This is a genomic window from Streptococcus sp. M334, assembly GCF_000187745.1.
Classification (GTDB): Bacteria; Bacillota; Bacilli; order Lactobacillales; family Streptococcaceae; genus Streptococcus.
In genome coordinates this window covers 8,672-28,531 of sequence record NZ_GL732488.1, presented here as the reverse complement: position 1 = coordinate 28,531, position 19,860 = coordinate 8,672, and the positions used below count along the sequence as shown (strand labels likewise).

At 37.4% G+C, this 19,860-nt stretch carries 17 protein-coding genes; 14 read left to right on the top strand and 3 right to left on the bottom strand.

All coding sequences use genetic code 11. The features are described from left to right. Positions 1-153 precede the first annotated feature (153 nt). From HMPREF0851_RS10215 to HMPREF0851_RS10195, 5 genes are all read left to right on the top strand, one after another. Positions 154-1,146, top strand: coding sequence for an ATP-binding cassette domain-containing protein (locus HMPREF0851_RS10215; protein ID WP_001240793.1), 993 nt, complete (start codon positions 154-156; stop codon positions 1,144-1,146). A 1-nt stretch (position 1,147) separates the two neighbouring features. Then, positions 1,148-1,966, top strand: a complete 819-nt coding sequence (locus HMPREF0851_RS10210) for an ABC transporter permease (protein ID WP_000240159.1) — start codon at positions 1,148-1,150, stop codon at positions 1,964-1,966. A gap of 1 nt (position 1,967) precedes the next feature. After that, positions 1,968-2,753, top strand: coding sequence for an ABC transporter permease (locus HMPREF0851_RS10205; protein WP_000760725.1), 786 nt, complete (start codon positions 1,968-1,970; stop codon positions 2,751-2,753). Between the two features lie 583 nt (positions 2,754-3,336). Beyond that, the gene (locus tag HMPREF0851_RS10200) at positions 3,337-9,801 is read left to right on the top strand and encodes a S8 family peptidase (RefSeq protein ID WP_000750099.1); all 6,465 of its coding nucleotides are present in this window, start codon (positions 3,337-3,339) and stop codon (positions 9,799-9,801) included. A gap of 487 nt (positions 9,802-10,288) precedes the next feature. After that, positions 10,289-10,597 (top strand): hypothetical protein, encoded by a 309-nt coding sequence (locus HMPREF0851_RS10195; RefSeq protein ID WP_000734649.1) that lies wholly within the window; start codon positions 10,289-10,291, stop codon positions 10,595-10,597. Positions 10,598-10,676: 79 nt separating this feature from the next. Here the strand turns inward: HMPREF0851_RS10195 and HMPREF0851_RS10190 are convergent, their stop codons facing one another. Then, entirely contained in the window at positions 10,677-11,036 is a 360-nt protein-coding gene (locus HMPREF0851_RS10190; RefSeq protein WP_009014296.1) for a DUF3397 family protein, read from the bottom strand. 91 nt (positions 11,037-11,127) lie between these two features. On the opposite strand from HMPREF0851_RS10190, the gene HMPREF0851_RS10185 reads away from it, so the two are divergent. The 6 genes from HMPREF0851_RS10185 to HMPREF0851_RS10160 all read left to right on the top strand — a co-directional run bounded on the left by HMPREF0851_RS10185 (position 11,128) and on the right by HMPREF0851_RS10160 (position 16,155). After that, positions 11,128-12,084, top strand: coding sequence for a TIGR01212 family radical SAM protein (locus HMPREF0851_RS10185; RefSeq protein ID WP_025169866.1), 957 nt, complete (start codon positions 11,128-11,130; stop codon positions 12,082-12,084). Beyond that, positions 12,068-12,625, top strand: coding sequence for a tRNA (mnm(5)s(2)U34)-methyltransferase (locus HMPREF0851_RS10180; protein ID WP_000828441.1), 558 nt, complete (start codon positions 12,068-12,070; stop codon positions 12,623-12,625). Before HMPREF0851_RS10185 ends, HMPREF0851_RS10180 begins: the two co-directional genes overlap by 17 nt. Continuing rightward, the gene (locus tag HMPREF0851_RS10175) at positions 12,618-12,872 is read left to right on the top strand and encodes a hypothetical protein (RefSeq protein WP_000361089.1); all 255 of its coding nucleotides are present in this window, start codon (positions 12,618-12,620) and stop codon (positions 12,870-12,872) included. Before HMPREF0851_RS10180 ends, HMPREF0851_RS10175 begins: the two co-directional genes overlap by 8 nt. A gap of 11 nt (positions 12,873-12,883) precedes the next feature. Continuing rightward, complete coding sequence (locus HMPREF0851_RS10170) at positions 12,884-14,938, top strand: cation:proton antiporter (protein WP_000421661.1); 2,055 nt, start codon at positions 12,884-12,886, stop codon at positions 14,936-14,938. Between the two features lie 27 nt (positions 14,939-14,965). Continuing rightward, complete coding sequence (locus HMPREF0851_RS10165; protein ID WP_000759509.1) at positions 14,966-15,826, top strand: YihY/virulence factor BrkB family protein; 861 nt, start codon at positions 14,966-14,968, stop codon at positions 15,824-15,826. Between the two features lie 125 nt (positions 15,827-15,951). Continuing rightward, positions 15,952-16,155 (top strand): hypothetical protein, encoded by a 204-nt coding sequence (locus HMPREF0851_RS10160; protein ID WP_001127304.1) that lies wholly within the window; start codon positions 15,952-15,954, stop codon positions 16,153-16,155. Between the two features lie 86 nt (positions 16,156-16,241). Here the strand turns inward: HMPREF0851_RS10160 and HMPREF0851_RS10155 are convergent, their stop codons facing one another. Beyond that, a complete protein-coding gene (locus HMPREF0851_RS10155; RefSeq protein ID WP_050540534.1) occupies positions 16,242-16,850 on the bottom strand; it encodes a hypothetical protein in 609 nt (202 codons plus the stop codon). 131 nt (positions 16,851-16,981) lie between these two features. Here HMPREF0851_RS10155 and HMPREF0851_RS16480 point away from each other — a divergent pair, with 131 nt between their 5' ends. Further along, entirely contained in the window at positions 16,982-17,314 is a 333-nt protein-coding gene (locus HMPREF0851_RS16480; protein WP_000935729.1) for a hypothetical protein, read from the top strand. Positions 17,315-17,341: 27 nt separating this feature from the next. Here HMPREF0851_RS16480 and queA read toward each other — a convergent pair whose 3' ends face one another. Then, positions 17,342-18,370 carry a tRNA preQ1(34) S-adenosylmethionine ribosyltransferase-isomerase QueA gene (queA, locus tag HMPREF0851_RS10150; protein ID WP_001090169.1) on the bottom strand — a complete coding sequence of 343 codons (1,029 nt, stop codon included), beginning with the start codon at positions 18,368-18,370 and terminating at the stop codon, positions 17,342-17,344. Between the two features lie 150 nt (positions 18,371-18,520). Between queA and HMPREF0851_RS10145 the strand changes: the two genes are divergently transcribed. Together HMPREF0851_RS10145 and rpsU are read left to right on the top strand one after the other, a co-directional pair. Continuing rightward, the gene (locus tag HMPREF0851_RS10145) at positions 18,521-19,228 is read left to right on the top strand and encodes a glucosamine-6-phosphate deaminase (protein WP_000864587.1); all 708 of its coding nucleotides are present in this window, start codon (positions 18,521-18,523) and stop codon (positions 19,226-19,228) included. Between the two features lie 151 nt (positions 19,229-19,379). Then, complete coding sequence (rpsU, locus tag HMPREF0851_RS10140) at positions 19,380-19,556, top strand: 30S ribosomal protein S21 (RefSeq protein ID WP_000048054.1); 177 nt, start codon at positions 19,380-19,382, stop codon at positions 19,554-19,556. Positions 19,557-19,860 lie beyond the last annotated feature (304 nt).

The window sequence follows — 19,860 nt, the reverse complement described above, 5'->3', positions numbered from 1 at the left end:
TTAGGCAAACGCTTGCATTCTAGTTTTTATTGGACTATAATAGGTTGGTATAAAGCTTTCTGTAATAATATTGAGAAGGTGTAGAAAGTAAGGATTTAGAATATTTGTAGTCAAAAACACAATGTTGCTATTCCTTACGATAGGGAGATAGATATGGCAATGATAGAAGTGGAACATCTTCAGAAAAATTTTGTGAAGACTGTTAAGGAACCGGGCTTGAAGGGGGCTTTGCGCTCCTTTATTCATCCTGAAAAGCAGACCTTTGAAGCGGTCAAGGATTTGACCTTTGAGGTACCAAAGGGGCAGATTTTAGGTTTTATTGGGGCAAATGGTGCTGGGAAGTCGACAACCATTAAAATGTTGACCGGGATTTTGAAACCGACATCTGGTTTTTGTCGGATTAATGGCAAGATTCCCCAGGACAATCGCCAAGATTATGTCAAGGATATTGGGGTTGTTTTTGGACAACGTACCCAGCTATGGTGGGATTTGGCACTGCAAGAGACCTACACGGTTTTAAAGGAGATTTATGATGTACCAGACTCGCTCTTTCATAAGCGCATGGACTTTTTGAATGAAGTCTTGGATTTGAAGGACTTTATCAAGGATCCTGTGCGAACTCTTTCATTGGGACAGCGCATGCGGGCGGATATTGCGGCTTCCTTGCTCCACAATCCCAAGGTTCTCTTTTTAGATGAGCCGACCATTGGTTTGGACGTTTCGGTCAAGGATAACATCCGTCGGGCCATTACACAGATCAATCAGGAGGAAGAAACAACCATTCTCCTGACCACTCATGACTTGAGTGATATTGAGCAACTTTGTGATCGGATTTTTATGATTGATAAGGGGCAGGAGATTTTTGATGGAACGGTTAGCCAGCTCAAGGAGACCTTTGGAAAGATGAAGACTCTCTCTTTTGAACTGCTACCAGGTCAAAGTCATCTCGTCTCTCACTATGAAGGTCTGCCTGATATAATCATTGATAGACAAGGGAATAGTCTCAACATTGAATTCGATAGTTCTCGCTACCAGTCAGCTGACATTATCAAGCAAACCCTGTCTGATTTTGAAATCCGCGATTTGAAGATGATGGATACGGATATTGAAGATATTATCCGTCGCTTCTACCGAAAGGAGCTCTAAGATGGTCAAATTGTGGAGACGTTATAAACCCTTTATCAATGCAGGTGTTCAGGAATTGATTACATATCGAGTTAACTTCATTCTCTATCGGATTGGCGATGTCATGGGTGCTTTTGTGGCTTTTTATCTCTGGAAAGCTGTCTTTGATTCTTCGCAGGATTCCTTGATTCAGGGCTTTAGTATGGCAGATATCACCCTATACATTATCATGAGTTTTGTGACCAATCTTCTGACTAGGTCAGATAGCTCCTTTATGATTGGGGAGGAGGTCAAGGATGGTTCCATTATCATGCGCTTGTTGCGACCAGTGCATTTTGCGGCCTCCTATCTTTTCACTGAGCTTGGTTCCAAGTGGTTGATTTTTATCAGCGTTGGCCTTCCATTTTTAAGTGTCATTGTTTTGATGAAAATCTTATCTGGTCAAGGGATGGTAGAAGTGCTGGGATTAACTGTCCTTTATCTTTTTAGCTTAACGCTTGCCTATCTGATTAACTTTTTCTTTAATATCTGCTTTGGATTTTCTGCCTTTGTGTTTAAAAATCTTTGGGGTTCCAACCTACTTAAGACTTCTATAGTGGCTTTTATGTCTGGAAGTTTGATTCCCTTGGCTTTCTTTCCAAAGCTTGTTTCAGATATTCTGTCCTTCTTGCCTTTTTCATCCTTGATTTACACTCCGGTCATGATTATCGTTGGGAAATACGATGCCAATCAGATTCTTCAGGCGCTCGCTTTGCAGTTTTTCTGGCTCTTAGTGATGGTGGGCTTGTCTCAGTTGATTTGGAAACGAGTCCAGTCATTTATCACCATTCAAGGAGGTTAGTATGAAAAAATATCAACGCATGCATCTGATTTTTATCAGACAATACATCAAACAAATCATGGAATACAAGGTCGATTTTGTAGTTGGTGTCCTAGGAGTCTTTCTGACTCAAGGTTTAAATCTCTTGTTTCTTAATGTTATCTTTCAACATATTCCATCCCTAGAAGGCTGGACTTTTCAAGAAATTGCCTTTATCTATGGCTTTTCCTTGATTCCCAAAGGCTTGGACCACCTCTTTTTTGACAATCTCTGGGCATTGGGTCAACGTTTAGTCCGAAAAGGGGAGTTTGACAAGTATCTGACTCGTCCTATCAATCCTCTCTTTCACATCCTGGTTGAGACCTTTCAGATTGATGCCTTGGGTGAACTCTTGGTTGGTGGAATTTTACTAGCGACAACAGTATCAAGCATTGCTTGGACTCTTCCAAAATTCTTGCTTTTCCTAGTCTGTATTCCTTTTGCGACCTTGATTTATACTTCCTTGAAAATTGCGACAGCCAGCATCGCTTTTTGGACCAAGCAGTCAGGGGCTATGATTTACATTTTTTATATGTTTAATGATTTTGCCAAGTATCCCATTTCCATTTACAATTCATTTCTTCGTTGGTTGATTAGCTTTATCGTACCTTTTGCCTTTACGGCCTACTATCCTGCCAGCTATTTCTTGCAGGACAAGGATGTCTTCTTTAACATCGGAGGTTTGATGTTGATTTCCCTTGTTTTCTTTGTCATTTCTCTAAAACTCTGGGATAGGGGCTTAGATGCCTACGAAAGTGCGGGTTCGTAAATAATAGAATATCAAAGCCTTGTCTTAGGACAGGCTTTTTCTAATAGAGATGAAAATTTCTTGACATCCCTCTTTATAGTGCTATACTATAAGGGTAAATGCCGATTTAGCTCAGTTGGTAGACCAAGGTACTCGTAAAGCCTAGGTCACAGGTGAACATATGACTGAGGATTTGAAAAATTAGATATGAAGAAAATAGCCGTTAAGCCTAGTTCTTATCGGTTATTTATTTTGTTTAATAGTATTGTTATTGCATCAATTATGTCTGTTTTTGTTATTCTGGTAATGCTCTAAGTTGATTGCTACTATTTTTGATGGTGTGAATGTACTTATCATGTATCCCAGTTAAGTACGAAACTTTGTATCATTTTTTAACATGTGTTAAAAATAAAATTAATAGACCTTAATTTTTCTTGACTTAAAAATTTTTAATTGATATACTATTTTTCAGAGAGCTAACAATTATATATAAATGTACTACTCTATTTCCTAGATAATACTTAGTAAAACTTTTTATAACAAAGGCTAGCAAAGTTAAAGTTTTCTATCTATTGGAAGTTAAATAAATATGTAAGGAATTAAAATGAAAAAAAGTACAGTATTGTCATTAACCACAGCTGCAGTTATTTTAGCAGCATATGTCCCTAATGAGGTAGTTTTAGCAGATACACCTAGTTCTGAAGATTCTTTAAAAATACCTGATAAAGAAACAGTGGTAGTAGGTAAACAAAACGAAAACAAAGAAAAACTTGAAGATATTCATAATGCTATAGAAACTTCAAAGGATACTGAAGAAAAGAAAACAACGGTTATTGAGGAAAAAGAAGTTGTTAGTAAAGAATCTGTGATAGACAATAAAACCAACAATGAAAAAGCAACAATCAAAAAAGAAGATTCCAATCAATACAAAGGAGATAATGCAGACTCGTCTGCAAGTAAAGACCCAGAAAGTCCCAAAAAAGAGGATAAACTTGTCTATATTGCTGAATTTAAAGATAAAGAATCTGGAGAAAAAGTAATCAAGGAATTATCCAATCTTAAGGATACAAAAGTTTTATATACTTATGATACGGTTTTTAATGGTGTTGCAATAGAAACAACTCCAGATACTCTGGACAAAATTAAACTAATAGAAGGTATCTCATCGGTTGAACGATCACAAAAAGTCCAGCCAATGATGAATCATGCTAGAAAGGAAATTGGAGTTGAAGAGGCAATTGATTACCTAAAATCTATCAATGCTCCATTTGGTAAAAATTTTGATGGTAGAGGTATGGTCATTTCAAATATCGATACCGGGACAGATTATAGGCATAAGGCCATGAGGATTGATGATGATGCTAAAGGCTCAATGAGATTCAAAAAAGAAGACTTAAAAGGTACTGATAAAAATTTCTGGTTGAGTGATAAAATTCCTCATGCTTTCAATTATTATAATGGTGGTAAAATTACTGTAGAAAAAGCTGATGATGGAAGTGATTATTTTGATCCCCATGGGATGCATATTGCAGGGATTCTTGCGGGAAATGATACTGAAAAAGACATCAAAAACTTTAACGGAATAGATGGAATTGCGCCTAATGCACAAATTTTCTCTTATAAAATGTACTCTGACGCAGGATCTGGCTTCGCAGGGGATGAAACAATGTTTCATGCTATTGAAGATTCGATCAAACACAATGTCGATGTTGTTTCTGTATCCTCTGGCTTTACAGGAACAGGTCTTGTAGGTGAGAAATATTGGCAAGCTATTAGAGCGTTAAGAAAAGCAGGCATTCCAATGGTTGTAGCTACGGGTAACTATGCAACTTCTGCTTCAAGTTCTTCATGGGATTTAGTGGCAAATAATAATCTGAAAATGACCGACACTGGAAATGTAACACGAACTGCAGCACATGAAGATGCGATAGCAGTTGCTTCTGCTAAAAATCAAACAGTTGAGTTTGATAAAGTTAACATAGGTGGAGAAAGTTTTAAATACAGAAATATAGGTGCCTTTTTCGATAAGAGTAAAATCATAACAAACGAAGATGGTTCAAAAGCTCCTAGTAAATTGAAATTTGTATATATAGGCAAAGGTCAAGACCAAGATTTGATAGGATTAAATCTTAAGGGCAAAATTGCAGTAATGGATCGAATTTATACAAAGGATTTAAAAAATGCTTTTAAACGAGCAACGGATAAGGGCGCACGCGCCATTATGGTTGTAAATACTGTAAATTACTACAATAGAGATAATTGGACAGAGCTCCCAGCTATGGGATATGAGGAGGATGAAGGAACTACTAGTCAGGTTTTCTCAATTTCAGGAGATGATGGTGTAAAGCTATGGAACATGATTAACCCTGATAAAAAAACTGAGGTTAAAAGAAATAATAAAGAAGATTTTAAAGATAAATTGGAGCAATACTATCCAATTGATATGGCAAGCTATAATTCTAATAAACCGAATGTAGGTGACGAAAAAGAGATTGACTTTAAGTTTGCACCTGACACAGACAAAGAATTGTATAAAGAAGATGTCATCGTTCCAGCAGGGTCCACATCTTGGGGACCGAGAACAGATTTACTTTTAAAACCTGATGTCTCAGCACCTGGTAAAAACATTAAATCCACTCTCAATGTCATTAATGGGAAATCAACTTATGGTTATATGTCAGGGACTAGTATGGCAACTCCAATCGTGGCAGCTTCTACTGTTTTGATTAGACCAAAGTTAAAGGAAATGCTTGAAAGACCTGTATTGAAAAATCTTAAGGGAGATGACAAAATAGACCTTACAAGTCTTACAAAAATAGCCCTACAAAATACTGCACGGCCTATGATGGATGCGACTTCTTGGAAAGAAAAAAGTCAATACTTTGCATCACCTAGACAACAAGGAGCAGGGCTAATTAATGTTGCCAATGCTTTGAGAAATGAAGTTGTAGCGACTTTCAAAAATACAGATTCTAAAGGTTTGGTAAATTCTTATGGTTCTATTTCTCTTAAAGAAATAAAAGGAGATAAAAAATATTTTACCATTAAGCTTCACAATACATCAAACAGACCTTTGACCTTTAAAGTTTCAGCATCAGCGATAACTACAGATGCTCTAACTGACAGACTCAAACTGGATGAAACATATAAAGACGAAAAATCTCCAGATGGGAAGCAAGTTGTTCCAGAAATCCACCCAGAAAAAATCAAAGGAGCAAATATTACATTTGAGCATGATACTTTCACCATAAGCCCAAATTCTAGCTTTGATTTAAATGCGGTTATAAATGTTGGGGAGGCTAAAAATAAAAATAAATTTGTAGAATCATTTATTCATTTTGAGTCAGTGGAAGAAATGGAAGCTCTGAACTCCAACGGGAAGAAAACAAATTTCCAACCTTCTTTATCAATGCCCCTAATGGGATTTGCTGGGGATTGGAACAAGGAACCAATCCTTGATAAATGGGCTTGGGAAGAAGGATCAAAATCAAAAACAATGGAAGGTTATGATGATGATGGTAAACCAAAAATTCCAGGAACCTTAAATAAGGGAATTGGTGGAGAACATGGTATAGATAAATTTAATCCAGCAGGAGTTATACAAAATAGAAAAGATAAAAATACAACATCCCTAGATCAAAATCCAGAATTGTTTGCTTTCAATAACGAAGGGATCGACGCACCATCATCAAGTGGTTCTAATATTGCCAAAATTTATCCTTTAGATTCAAATGGAAATCCTCAAGATGCTCAACTTGAAAGAGGATTAACACCCTCTCCACTTGTATTAAGAAGTGCAGAAGAAGGAATGATTTCAATAGTAAATACAAATAAAGAGGGAGAAAATCAAATCGACTTAAAAGTCATTTCGAGAGAACACTTTATTAAAGGAATTTTAAACTCTAAAAGAAATGATGCAAAGGGAATCAAATCTTCTAAGCTAAAAGTTTGGGGTGACTTGAAATGGGATGGACTCATCTATAACCCTAGAGGTAGAGAAGAAAATGCACCAGAGAGTAAGGATAACCAAGATCCTGCTACTAAGATAAGAGGTCAATTTGAACCGATTGCAGAAGGTCAATATTTCTATAAATTTAAATATAGATTAACTAAAGATTACCCATGGCAGGTTTCCTATATTCCTGTAAAAATTGATAACACAGCCCCTAAGATTGTTTCGGTTGATTTTTCAAATCCTGAAAAAATTAAGCTGATCACAAAGGATACTTATCACAAGGTAAAAGATCAATACAAGAATGAAACCCTATTTGCGAGAGATCAAAAAGAACATCCTGAAAAATTTGATGAGATTGCCAACGAAGTTTGGTATGCTGGCGCCGCTCTTGTTAATGAAGATGGAGAGGTTGAAAAAAATCTTGAAGTAACTTATGCAGGTGAGGGTCAAGGAAGAAATAGAAAACTTGACAAAGACGGAAATACCATTTATGAAATTAATGGTGCGGGAGATTTAAGAGGAAAAATCATTGAAGTCATTGCATTAGATGGCTCTAGCAATTTCACAAAGATTCATAGAATTAAATTTGCTGATCATGCTGATGAAAAGGGGATGATTTCCTATTATCTAGTAGATCCTGATCAGGATTCATCTAAATACCAAAAGCTTGGCGAGATTGCCGAATCTAAATTTAAAAATTTAGAAAATAGAAAAGAGGATAGTCTTAAAAAAGATACAACTGAGGTAGAACATCATCAAGAAAATGAAGAGGCTACCGAAGAAAAATCTAGCTTTACTATTCATAAAACTATTTCAACAATTAGAGATTTTGAAAGCAAAGACTTAAAGAAACTCATTAAAAAGAAATTTAGAGAAGTTGATGACTTTACAAGTGAAACTGGTAAGAGAACAGAAGAATACGATTATAAATACGATGATAAGGGAAATATCATTGCTTATGACGATGGTAGTGCCTTAGAATATGAAACTGAAAAACTTGACGAAATCAAATCAAAAATTTATGGTATTCTAAGCCCATCTAAAGATGGACACTTTGAAATTCTTGGAAAGATAAGTAATGTTTCTAAAAATGCCAAGGTATACTATGGAAATAACTATAAATCTATAGAAATCAAAACGACCAAGTATGATTCCCACTCAAAAACGATGACATTTGATTTATACGCTAATATTAATGATATTGTGGATGGATTAGCTTTTGCAGGAGATATGAGATTCTTTGTTAAAGATGATAATCAGACAAAAGCTGAAACTAAAATTAGAATGCCTGAAAAAAATAAGGAAACTAAAGCAGAATATCCCTATGCATCAAGTTATGGGAATGTAATAGAATTAGGAGAAGGAGATCTTTCAAAAAATAAACCAAACAATTTAACGGAGATGGAATCTGGGAAAATCTATTCTGATTCAGAAAAACAACAATATCTGTTAAAGGATAACATCATTCTAAGAAAAGGCTATGCACTAAAAGTGACTACCTATAATCCTGGAAAAACGGATATGTTAGAAGGAAATGGAGTCTATAGCCAGGAAGATATAGTAAAAATCCAAAAGACCAATCCTAATCTAAGAGTCCTTTCAGAAAAAATAATTTATGCTGATAGTAGAAATGTTGAAGATGGAAGAAGTACTCAATCCGTATTAATGTCGGCTTTGGACGGCTTTAACATTGTAAGGTATCAAGTGTTTACCTTTAAAATGAATGATAAAGGGGAAGCAATCGATAAAGATGGCAATATTGTGACAGATTCTTCTAAACTTGTACTATTTGGTAAGGATGGTAAAGAGTACACTGGGGAGGATAAGTCCAATGTAGAAGCTATAAAAGAAGATGGTTCTACGTTATTTATTGATGCAAAACCAGTAAACCTTTCAATGGACAAGAACTACTTTAATCCATCTAAATTTAATAAAATTTATGTACGAAATCCAGAATTCTATTTAAAAGGTAAGATTTCTGATAAGGGTGGTTTTAACTGGGAGTTGAGAGTTAATGAATCGGTTGTAGATAATTATTTAATCTACGGAGATTTACACATTGATAACACTAGAGATTTTAACATTAAGCTTAATGTTAAAGACGGTGACATCATGGACTGGGGGATGAAAGACTATAAAGCAAACGGATTTCCAGATAAGGTAACAGATATGGAGGGAAACGTTTATCTTCAAACTGGCTATAGCGATTTGAATGCGAAAGCGATTGGAGTACACTATCAATTTTTATATGATAATGTTAAACCAGAAGTAAACATTGATCCAAAAGGAAATACTAGTATCGAATATGCTAAGGGAAAATCTGTAGTCTTTAACATCAATGATAAGAGAAATAATGGATTCGATGGTGAGATTCAAGAACAACATATTTATGTAAATGGAAAAGAATACAAATCATTTGATGATATTAAACAAATAGCAGATAAGACACTAAACATTAAGATTCTTGTAAAAGATTTTGCAAGAAATACGACCGTAAAAGAATTCATTTTAAACAAAGATACGGGAGAGGTAAGCGAACTAAAACCTCATACGGTAACTGTGACCATTCAAAATGGAAAAGAAATGAGTTCAACGATAGTGTCGGAAGAAGATTTCGTGTTACCTGTCTATAAGGGTGAATTAGAAAAAGGATATCAATTTGATGGCTGGGAAATTGCTGGTGTAGAAGGGAAAAAAGACGTTGGCTATGTTATTAATGTGTCAAAAGATACCCTTATAAAACCTGTATTCAAGAAAATAGAGGAGAAAAAGGAGGAGGAAAATAAGCCTACTTTTGATGTATCCAAAAAGAAAGATAAGGTGCAAGTAAATTATAGTCAATTAGATGAAAGTCAAAGATCTGATTCAACTGAGGATGTCAAAGTTACAGTTCCTGATGAAAATGATAAAAGCTTTGAAAATAAGAAGGAAGTTTATCTTAATGAACCAGAGAATATAGCTAATAAACATACCAATATTGATAGTAAATCAACTACTAACAATGATAGGTTACCAAAAACCGGAACAGTTAGCGAAGTCTTCACGTCATTAGTTGCCGGAATAATGTTTACTGTAGGTGCATTTCTTGGATTGAAGAAAAAAGATCAAGATTAAGACAAAAGCTATAGAAAAATGGTTTGTGTACTGAGATGAGATAGTGTGGTGATGAAACAGTTTTGTAAAAATAGCCATCTATAACTCAATTATTTAGTTTACTTTGCTATTGATACTCTTTTTGGAGTTATTAATGGACTTAGTTTCGATAACTAATGAATTGATTGAAAGGGTTAGTATTGACAATATTAGTCATATTGATTAGAAAATAGAGTCTATCAAAAATTTAAATGCTAATAGAGATGATGAGACAATTTTAAGGAATTAAGTAGCGTTTGGTTGCTTAATTCCTTTTTATTTGGAAGGTAGTTTTTCACCTACTTCCTTATTTATCGCTATTATTCAACCACTTAGACCGAGATAGAGACCAGATAGGCAAAAGAACTTGTTCTTGAAACTGACCTCTGCTATAATGTTTTTTGTAAGGGATGTGAGGGGGCAGTATTAGACAACTCAAGTTCCTAAAAAAGAAATTGGAGATAAAGAAATGAAAAAATTATTGGGGATTGTATTTTTACTAGCAGCAGCGACAGTATTGTATTTTGGTTCTGTTGGCTGGCCAAGTTTGGATGTCAACCTATGGTCCTTGATTCCGGTTGGCTTGTTCCTCTTTTTCACTCTAGAGAATCTTTTGAAAAAAGACTACAAGGCTAGTCTGATGTGTTTCATTATTGCCTTTATCATCGCAAATGCGATTTTGGACCTTTTGCCAATTTCAAGTGGCTTGGTAATTGGAGCAGGTGTGCTGGCTTGTGTAGGTATTGGTTACCTCTTTCCTGATAAAGAAGGAAAATAAGAATTATTAAAAAAGATATAAAGAAAAACACTTCAATCATTATATTTTAGTTTGATTGAGGTGTTTTCGATTTCATTTTTTATTTCTGAGCCATCAATTCAACAATCATCTCGATATATATGACAAGGGTCACTAAGAATCCTGCACGCCAGAAGAATTTGATGAATTTAGGATAGTAAAAGCTGCGTTTTTTTAAAAGAAAGAAAAAAACGAGAATAATGGCTAGGAGGGAGAGGGCTAGGCCCAGTCTAGGGAGGAAATTATGGGTAAAGGTTTTAGCTGTAATCAGGTAATACTCAAATACCAAAACTGGAAAAGCCAAATCCGCAAAGTTTCGTCCTAGTTTTTTTAATCTAAACAGTTTGGTTATGATAATGCAGACTACTAAGGTCAGTATCAATAATAAAATAGATGCTAATTTCATTAAAATCATATCCATATTGTATCATAAAAAATCGCTAATGGAAACGAGAAACAGAGGAATTTATAGGAAAGTCAGGCTTTTGAGATTGTAGATGTTTTTTGTTATAATGAAAGTTATGAAATCTTATAATACCTTGAATGATTATTATCGAAAACTCTTTGGAGAAAAGACCTTTAAAGTCCCTATTGATGCGGGGTTTGACTGTCCCAATCGTGATGGAACTGTGGCTCATGGAGGCTGTACTTTTTGTACGGTTTCAGGTTCTGGAGATGCTATTGTAGCACCGGACGCGCCTATCCGTGAGCAATTTTATAAGGAAATTGACTTTATGCACCGTAAGTGGCCGGATGTTCAAAAGTATCTGGTTTATTTTCAAAATTTTACCAATACCCATGAAAAGGTAGAAGTCATCCGAGAGCGCTATGAGCAGGCTATCAACGAGCCAGGTGTAGTAGGAATCAATATCGGAACACGGCCAGACTGTTTACCAGACGAAACCATTGAATATTTGGCTGAATTATCGGAACGCATGCATGTGACGGTTGAATTGGGCTTGCAGACGACTTATGAAACAACCTCTGACCTGATTAATCGCGCCCACTCTTATGAATTGTACGTGGAAACGGTCAAGCGTTTGAGAAAGTATCCAAAGATTGAGATTGTTTCCCATCTTATTAATGGCTTGCCTGGTGAAACCCATGAGATGATGATTGAAAATGTCCGTCGCTGTGTCACGGATAACGATATTCAAGGGATTAAACTGCATTTGCTCCATCTTATGACCAATACGCGTATGCAACGAGATTACCACGAGGGACGTTTACAGTTGATGAGTCAGGATGAATATGTAAAGGTTATCTGTGATCAGCTGGAAATCATTCCCAAGCATATCGTCATCCATCGAATTACAGGAGATGCACCTAGGGATATGCTGATTGGGCCTATGTGGAGCCTCAATAAGTGGGAAGTGCTAAATGCTATTGAAACTGAAATGCGACGTCGTGGAAGTGTGCAAGGATGTAAGGCTGTAAAACAGGAGTTTGAAAATGAAAAGACCACTTGAGATGGCACATGATTTTTTGGCTGAGGTAGTGACTCAGGATGATATCGTAGTGGATGCGACTATGGGAAATGGCCATGACACGCTTTTTTTAGCCAAACTAGCCAAGAAAGTCTATGCCTTTGATATTCAGGAGCAAGCCTTGGAAAAGACCCAAGAGCGTTTGAACCAAGCTGGAATGACAAATGCCCAGTTGATTTTACAAGGCCATGAAACACTGGACCAGTTTGTGACAGAAGCCAAGGCAGGGATATTCAATCTGGGCTATTTGCCATCAGCTGATAAGTCAGTCATTACCCGACCACAGACCACTATTGAAGCATTAGAAAAGTTATGCCATTTGCTTGTCAAAGGGGGACGGATTGCTATCATGATCTATTATGGTCATGAAGGAGGCGACATCGAGAGGGATGCTGTCTTGGATTTTGTGAGCCAGTTGAACCAACAAGAGTACACAGCTGCCACTTACAGAACCCTGAATCAAGTCAACAACCCACCATTTTTAGTGATGATTGAGAAATTAGAGAGATATAGACATGGATAAACAATACCTACGTGAAAAGCTGGATGCCATGCGCCAGAATTTTGTTGAATCAACCCACCACGAACGAGCGGTGGGGGTGTTAGATCAAGTGCATATGAGCAAAAAAATGCTTAAAATCAAGAAAAAATTAGTTGCTCTTGAAATGGAACGGTGCCAGAGAAAAATTGAGCATAAAGATTGTTCCAAGATTGACCAAAAAATCAAAGAGCAGAAGGAGATATTTGAATCCTGTTGTAAAAAAGACTAAGGAGGAAGTGCGTGGAATTACTGATTTACCTCATCCTATTTTTACTGGTATTGATTGTCTCAAGTACAACCAATAAACTCCTGCCCTTTTTGCCTCTCCCTTTGGTGCAGATTCTTTTGGGAATCGTGATTGGTCTCTTTTTACCCAATACCGACTTTCATCTCAATACAGAGTTGTTTTTGGCTCTGGTTATCGGGCCCTTGCTTTTCCGAGAGTCGGAGGAAGCAGATATTACGGCTATTTTAAAACACTGGCGAATCATTATCTATCTCATATTTCCAGTGATTTTTATCTCGACCTTGAGTTTAGGTGGCTTGGCCCATCTTCTTTGGTTCAGCCTTCCCTTGGCAGCTTGTTTGGCTGTTGGGGCAGCTCTTGGTCCTACGGACTTGGTGGCTTTTGCTTCTCTTTCGGAGCGTTTTAGCTTTCCTAAGCGCGTGTCCAATATCCTTAAGGGTGAAGGACTCTTGAATGATGCTTCTGGTTTGGTTGCCTTTCAGGTAGCTTTGACAGCTTGGACAACAGGAGCCTTTTCCCTTGGGCAAGCTGGTAGTTCGCTCATCTTTTCAATTCTAGGCGGTTTTTTGATTGGCTTTTTAACAGCCATGACCAACCGTTTCCTCCATAGTTTCTTACTTAGTGTACGAGCAACGGATATTGCTAGTGAGCTCCTTCTGGAATTGAGTTTACCCTTGGTGACCTTCTTCCTAGCAGAAGAAGTCCATGTTTCAGGGATTATTGCTGTTGTGGTTGCTGGGATTTTAAAGGCAAGCCGTTTTAAGAAAATTACGCTCCTCGAAGCCCAAGTGGATACGGTGACCGAGACGGTCTGGCATACAGTGAACTTTATGCTCAACGGTTCTGTCTTTGTGGTTTTAGGGATGGAGTTGGAAATGATAGCAGAACCTATCTTGACCAATCCAATCTATAATCCCTTACTTTTATTGCTATCTCTTGTCGCCCTTACCTTTGTCCTCTTTGCTATTCGTTTTGTCATGATCTATGGCTATTATGCCTATAGAACAAGACGCCTTAAGAAAAAGCTAAATAAGTATATGAAGGACATGCTTCTTTTGACCTTCTCAGGTGTTAAGGGAACGGTGTCGATTGCTACGATCCTTCTGATACCAAGTAATCTAGAGCAGGAGTATCCTCTCTTGCTATTCCTTGTCGCAGGTGTGACGCTTGTAAGCTTTTTAACAGGTCTCTTGGTCTTGCCCTATCTTTCTGATGAACAGGAAGAAAGTAAGGACCATCTCATGCATATCGCTATTTTGAATGAAGTAACGCTAGAGTTGGAAAAAGAGTTGGAAGATACCAGAAATAAGCTCCCTCTCTATGCAGCCATTGACAATTATCATGGACGTATTGAAAATCTCATCCTGAGTCAAGAAAATAAGGGAGCTCAAGAAGACTGGGAGGCCTTGAAACTTCTCATCCTCAGTATTGAAAGTGATGGTTTAGAACAGGCTTATGAAGAGGACAAGATGAGTGAGCGTGCCTATCGAGTCTACCAGCGTTATTTGAAAAACATGGAACAAAGCATCAATCGCAAGTTTGCTTCACGATTGACCTATTATTTCCTTGTTTCCTTGCGGATTTTACGTTTTCTCCTTCACGAAGTCTTTACCTTAGGCAAGACTTTTCGCAGTTGGAAAAATGAAGAATCACAGAAACTCCGAGCCCTTGACTATGACCAAATTGCAGAGCTCTATCTAGAAAATACAGAGATGATTATCGAAAGTTTGGAGAACCTAAAAGGGGTTTATAAGAGTTCTTTGATCAGCTTCATGCAGGATTCTCGTCTCAGAGAAACAGCTATTATCACCAGTGGTGCCTTTGTCGAACGGGTTATCAACCGTGTCAAGCCCAACAATATCGATGAAATGCTGAGAGGCTATTATTTGGAGCGCAAGTTGATTTTCGAATACGAAGAAAAACGATTGATTACGACCAAGTATGCCAAGAAGTTACGACAAAATGTCAATAACTTAGAGAACTATTCTCTGAAGGAAGCTGCCAATACCCTGCCTTATGATATGGTGGAATTGGTAAGAAGAAATTAATCAAGATTATAAGTGAAGGAGTATGACATGAAGAAGTGGTGGAAAGAGCTGATAGACAAGCCTTTATTAAAAGCTTTTTTGCATTATTATCAAGCATCAGATAGTGAGTTGACCAGTGTCGCAGTAGCCTACTATTGGTTGATTTCGATTTTTCCCCTGCTTTTGGTGGTGGTCAATATCCTCCCTTATTTTCAAATTCCAGTTTCCAATTTTTTAAAGGTTGTCAATGAATTTTTGCCCGAAACCATTTATGATGTGGTCGCAAATATTATTACAGAAGTGCTGACCCAACCGTCAACGGGCTTATTGAGTTTTGCGGTTTTGTCAGCCCTCTGGACTTTTTCAAAATCCATGAATTTCCTACAGAAAGCCTTTAATAAAGCTTACGGAGTAGCAAAAAATCGTGGAATGATTTCCAGTCAGCTCATGAGTTTGTTTGTCAGTTTTGGCTTGCAGATTCTCTTTGCTTTAGCCCTCTTTCTCAGTGTCTTTGGCCGCATGCTTCTCAACCTTATCAAAAGTTACTGGAAATCAGATAGTCCTTTATTTGACTACTTGCAAGACCTAACAGGACCCCTGGTCTATGCCTTGATTTTTGCTATCTTGGTCATGCTTTATTATTTCCTGCCCAATGTTACGGTTCGACGGATTCGCTCTGTATTGCCAGGTAGTGCCTTTGTCATGCTGACTCTGGTCTTACTACTTAATATCTTTTCAGTCTATGTCAACAATTATGTCAATCACATCGTGGACGTCCGTTTTTTTAGTTCCATCGTCGTGGTAGTCATGATGTTCTGGTTTATTCTCATTGCTAAGATTTTGATTGTCGGCGCGGTTATCAATGCTAGTGTCCAGAGTTTGAAAGATCTGAATTTTAGAAAAGACTAACGAATTTTTAATTCATTATAAAACGCATAATATGAAAATTTCACGAGGTCAACTATAGTCAGAAAGCTGAACAACAAGCCAAAACGCCCAAAAAAGGCGACAAAAAGCAAGCACCTGCAAGCAACGTGCCGAAATGGTCAAATCCTGATTATGTCAACGAATTAGACCCAAAAATCGTTGATATGCTAGTAGAATTTCACAAGTCACAAGGTACTTTTAACACTCCTGAGGCGCAAGCAGAAATTGCCCAAAGACGTGCAGAAATCGAGCAAAGGAGAGCTGAGCTTGAGGATAAAAAACAAGAGCTTTTGAACCGCTTGAACAAATAGAGTTTCGCAAGTATTATGCTTACAAATTACTTGAGCAATTAACTAAAATATAAACCCTACCTTTATATCTAGGCAGGGTTTATATTTTAGAAATTCACGTAGGTTGTTTCGGTTTTTTCATACCCAGTATAATCTGAGTTTCTATAGTATCCAGTGATAAACTTCCATTTTCTTTGAGCAACATGGATATAAGTATTTGTTATGTAGTATGGATATGGGCTTTGTGACTCCAAGTAAGACTGATAAGCTTGTATACCAAAATCTGCTCCACCAATTATTGCACCCCATGGGCCACCCACCATAGAACCTATAATAGCAAAAAACGCGGATATTCCAGATTGAACCATGAAGTTAGCGAATGTGTTTTCTAGTTTATTCCCATGTATTGTGTTGACGTAATTCCAAACATTAGGATCGTATGATCTAAAAGATATATTTAGGTCGATTTCATTCTTTTGATAAGCCATATAGAATGACCCATTGACATAGACACCATCAGCACGTTGTTCAATAGTGTCTACACTTCCATCTGGATTGACCACCTCAAGAACTTCATCACTTAAAATATTTACTTGCGTATCTCCGAACCGCACTGATGAGCCATTCTTAAACTGAGTCTCACCAGATACAACTTTAGAGTTTGCCGATAAGCTATCATCAGCAAAAACAACAAGCGACGGGGAAATGCTAGACATACAGAAAATAGACATAACTAGCAAACACATGCATTTAAACATCTTAGACATAACGGAAACTCCTTTTTATTTTTGATTTTTTTCAACTTTTATTATACAATAAAACCAAATAAAAAGAAAGCGGTAACAATATGCTTAATGTGAAAATTTTTTATATATTTTTATTTTTGATCTTTGTCGAAACTACAGGATTGTTGTTGTTGAAAAACGGTCTTGAAAGAGGTTATTTAGATACAGGAGCTATCATCCTTGCAGTTTTTTCATTTGCTTTCGACAACCTATGTTCATTCGGTTATGTCTACTTTACAATAAAAAACCATAAAAAAATAAAAATAAATAGACGTATTTTCAAAAAAAGATTACATATTTATCGTAGTAAAACGACGATTCTGAGAGCTTTTCAGACTTTTTTGCGACCTGTCCTATCATTAGAAAAGCTTAGAGCACCAAAGGATTTCACCTGATAATATGCGCTTTTTTGATTGTAAAAATTAATAGATAAACATGGCATCGCCAAAACTAAAGAATCGGTAGTGTTCTTGGATGGCATGGTGGTAGGCATCTAAGACTAATTCACGGCCGGCAAAGGCAGAAACCAGCATGACCAGAGTAGATTTTGGCAGGTGGAAGTTGGTTGAGAAGGCATCCACGACCTTCCATTCATAGCCAGGTTTGATAAAGATATTGGTCCAGCCAGAATCTGCTTGGATTTGCCCATCAAACTTGGAACCAATAGTCTCCAAGGTACGGATAGAAGTGCTTCCGACAGCGATGACACGACCACCGTTTTCTTTAACAGAGCGAAGAGTGACAGCCGCTTCCTCAGAAAGTTGGTAGAATTCTGAGTGCATTTCATGTTCGTCCAAATTGTCAACTGAAACAGGTCTAAAGGTTCCAAGCCCGACATGAAGAGTCAGATAGACTAGATGAACACCCTTAGCTTGGATTTCTGCTAGCAGTTCTTTAGTGAAGTGTAGTCCAGCAGTTGGTGCTGCAGCAGAGCCACTTTCCTTGGCGTAAACGGTTTGATAACGTTCGCGGTCATCCAGTTTTTCATGGATATAAGGCGGTAGTGGCATTTCACCTAGACTTTCCAAAACTTCTAGGAAAATTCCTTGGTATTCAAAGCGGACAATACGGCCCCCGTGGGTTAATTCTTCCGTAACAACAGCGCTGAGACGGCCATCACCAAAGCTGACACGAGTACCAACCTTGAGGCGTTTGGCAGGTTTTGCCAGAACCTCCCACTCATCTCCAGCAGTATTTTTGAGCAGAAGAAGTTCCACATGACCTCCAGTTTCTTCCTTTTGACCATAGAGGCGGGCAGGGAGAACGCGGGTATCGTTCATGACAAGGGCATCACCAGGTTCCAGCATATCAATAATAGAGTGGAAGTGTTTATCCTGCATTTTTCCAGTCTCACGGTTTACAATGAGGAGTTTAGAAGCATCCCGTTTTTCAAGAGGCGTTTGGGCAATCAATTCCTCAGGCAAGTGGAAATCAAAATCAGCTGTATTCATATATCTGTTCATTCTTTCTAAGTTCTAATCCTATCCATTATAACATGTTTCAAGTTTGGAAGCTCTTTTTTTAGAAATTAAATCGTTTTCACTTGACAAAAATTGGTCTATACCATATAATAAATATAGATTAAAACGGAGGATGAAAAGATGAAAGTTATCAAAGTTGAAAACCAAATCGAAGGTGGAAAAGTTGCTTTTGAGATTTTGAAGGAAAAATTGGCTAATGGAGCTCAAACTCTAGGACTTGCGACAGGAAGTAGTCCACTTGAATTTTACAAGGAAATTGTTGATAGTGACCTTGATTTTTCAAATCTAACAAGTGTCAACCTTGATGAGTATGTAGGACTTGATGGAGACAATCCACAGTCTTATCGTTACTTCATGCAAGAAAACTTGTTTAACCAAAAACCATTTAAAGAAAGTTTCTTGCCTCGTGGAGTTAAGGACGATGCTGAAGCTGAAGTTGAACGCTACAACCAAATTTTGGCTGACCATCCAGTTGACCTGCAAATCTTGGGAATCGGTCGCAATGGACATATCGGATTTAATGAGCCAGGAACTGCCTTTAATAGCCAGACACACCTTGTAGACCTAGACCAGTCTACAATCGAAGCCAATGCACGCTTCTTTGACAAGATTGAAGACGTCCCAACCCAAGCCATTTCAATGGGGATTAAAAATATCTTGGATGCCAAGTCTATTATTCTCTTTGCTTATGGTGAATCAAAAGCAGAGGCTATTGCTGGAACAGTGTCTGGCCCAGTGACTGAGAATCTACCAGCAAGTAGCCTCCAAAATCACCCTGATGTGACCATCATTGCAGATGCTGAAGCGCTCAGCTTACTTGAAAAATAAAAAAGTGAAACCGTTCAGTATCTTCTATTGAGCGCTTTCAACTCTTGTATAAATGTAAGAAAAAATCAAAATTAAACCGCATTTTTTCTTGACAATTATTCCTTTTACGTGTAGAATAGAATAGATCTTGAACTTGAAGGGAGTGAAAAAAATGTCTAAAACAGTAGTACGTAAGAATGAATCTCTTGACGACGCACTTCGTCGTTTCAAACGTGCGGTTACTAAAGCTGGTACTCTTCAAGAAACACGCAAACGTGAATTCTATGAAAAACCTTCTGTAAAACGTAAACGTAAATCAGAAGCAGCTCGTAAACGTAAAAAATTCTAATTAGAAATGAAAGGCTGGAGAAATCTAGTCCTTTTTCTTTTAATACTCTTCGAAAATCTCTTCAAACCACGTCAACGTCGCCTTGCCGTAGATATGGTTACTGACTTCGTCAGTTTCATCTACAACCTCAAAGCAGTGCTTTGAGCTGACTTCGTCAGTTTCATCTACAACCTCAAAGCAGTGCTTTGAGCTGACTTCGTCAGTTTCATCTACAACCTCAAAGCAGTGCTTTGAGCTGACTTCGTCAGTTTCATCTACAACCTCAAAGCAGTGCTTTGAGCTGACTTCGTCAGTCTATCTACAA

Coding starts and splice junctions, on each gene's coding strand:
- HMPREF0851_RS10215 (WP_001240793.1), top strand. CDS start 154: ATGGCAATGATAGAAGTGGAACATCTTCAGAAAAATTTTGTGAAGACT.
- HMPREF0851_RS10210 (WP_000240159.1), top strand. CDS start 1,148: ATGGTCAAATTGTGGAGACGTTATAAACCCTTTATCAATGCAGGTGTT.
- HMPREF0851_RS10205 (WP_000760725.1), top strand. CDS start 1,968: ATGAAAAAATATCAACGCATGCATCTGATTTTTATCAGACAATACATC.
- HMPREF0851_RS10200 (WP_000750099.1), top strand. CDS start 3,337: ATGAAAAAAAGTACAGTATTGTCATTAACCACAGCTGCAGTTATTTTA.
- HMPREF0851_RS10195 (WP_000734649.1), top strand. CDS start 10,289: ATGAAAAAATTATTGGGGATTGTATTTTTACTAGCAGCAGCGACAGTA.
- HMPREF0851_RS10190 (WP_009014296.1), bottom strand. CDS start 11,036: ATGGATATGATTTTAATGAAATTAGCATCTATTTTATTATTGATACTG.
- HMPREF0851_RS10185 (WP_025169866.1), top strand. CDS start 11,128: ATGAAAGTTATGAAATCTTATAATACCTTGAATGATTATTATCGAAAA.
- HMPREF0851_RS10180 (WP_000828441.1), top strand. CDS start 12,068: ATGAAAAGACCACTTGAGATGGCACATGATTTTTTGGCTGAGGTAGTG.
- HMPREF0851_RS10175 (WP_000361089.1), top strand. CDS start 12,618: ATGGATAAACAATACCTACGTGAAAAGCTGGATGCCATGCGCCAGAAT.
- HMPREF0851_RS10165 (WP_000759509.1), top strand. CDS start 14,966: ATGAAGAAGTGGTGGAAAGAGCTGATAGACAAGCCTTTATTAAAAGCT.
- HMPREF0851_RS10155 (WP_050540534.1), bottom strand. CDS start 16,850: ATGTCTAGCATTTCCCCGTCGCTTGTTGTTTTTGCTGATGATAGCTTA.
- HMPREF0851_RS16480 (WP_000935729.1), top strand. CDS start 16,982: ATGCTTAATGTGAAAATTTTTTATATATTTTTATTTTTGATCTTTGTC.
- queA (WP_001090169.1), bottom strand. CDS start 18,370: ATGAATACAGCTGATTTTGATTTCCACTTGCCTGAGGAATTGATTGCC.
- HMPREF0851_RS10145 (WP_000864587.1), top strand. CDS start 18,521: ATGAAAGTTATCAAAGTTGAAAACCAAATCGAAGGTGGAAAAGTTGCT.
- rpsU (WP_000048054.1), top strand. CDS start 19,380: ATGTCTAAAACAGTAGTACGTAAGAATGAATCTCTTGACGACGCACTT.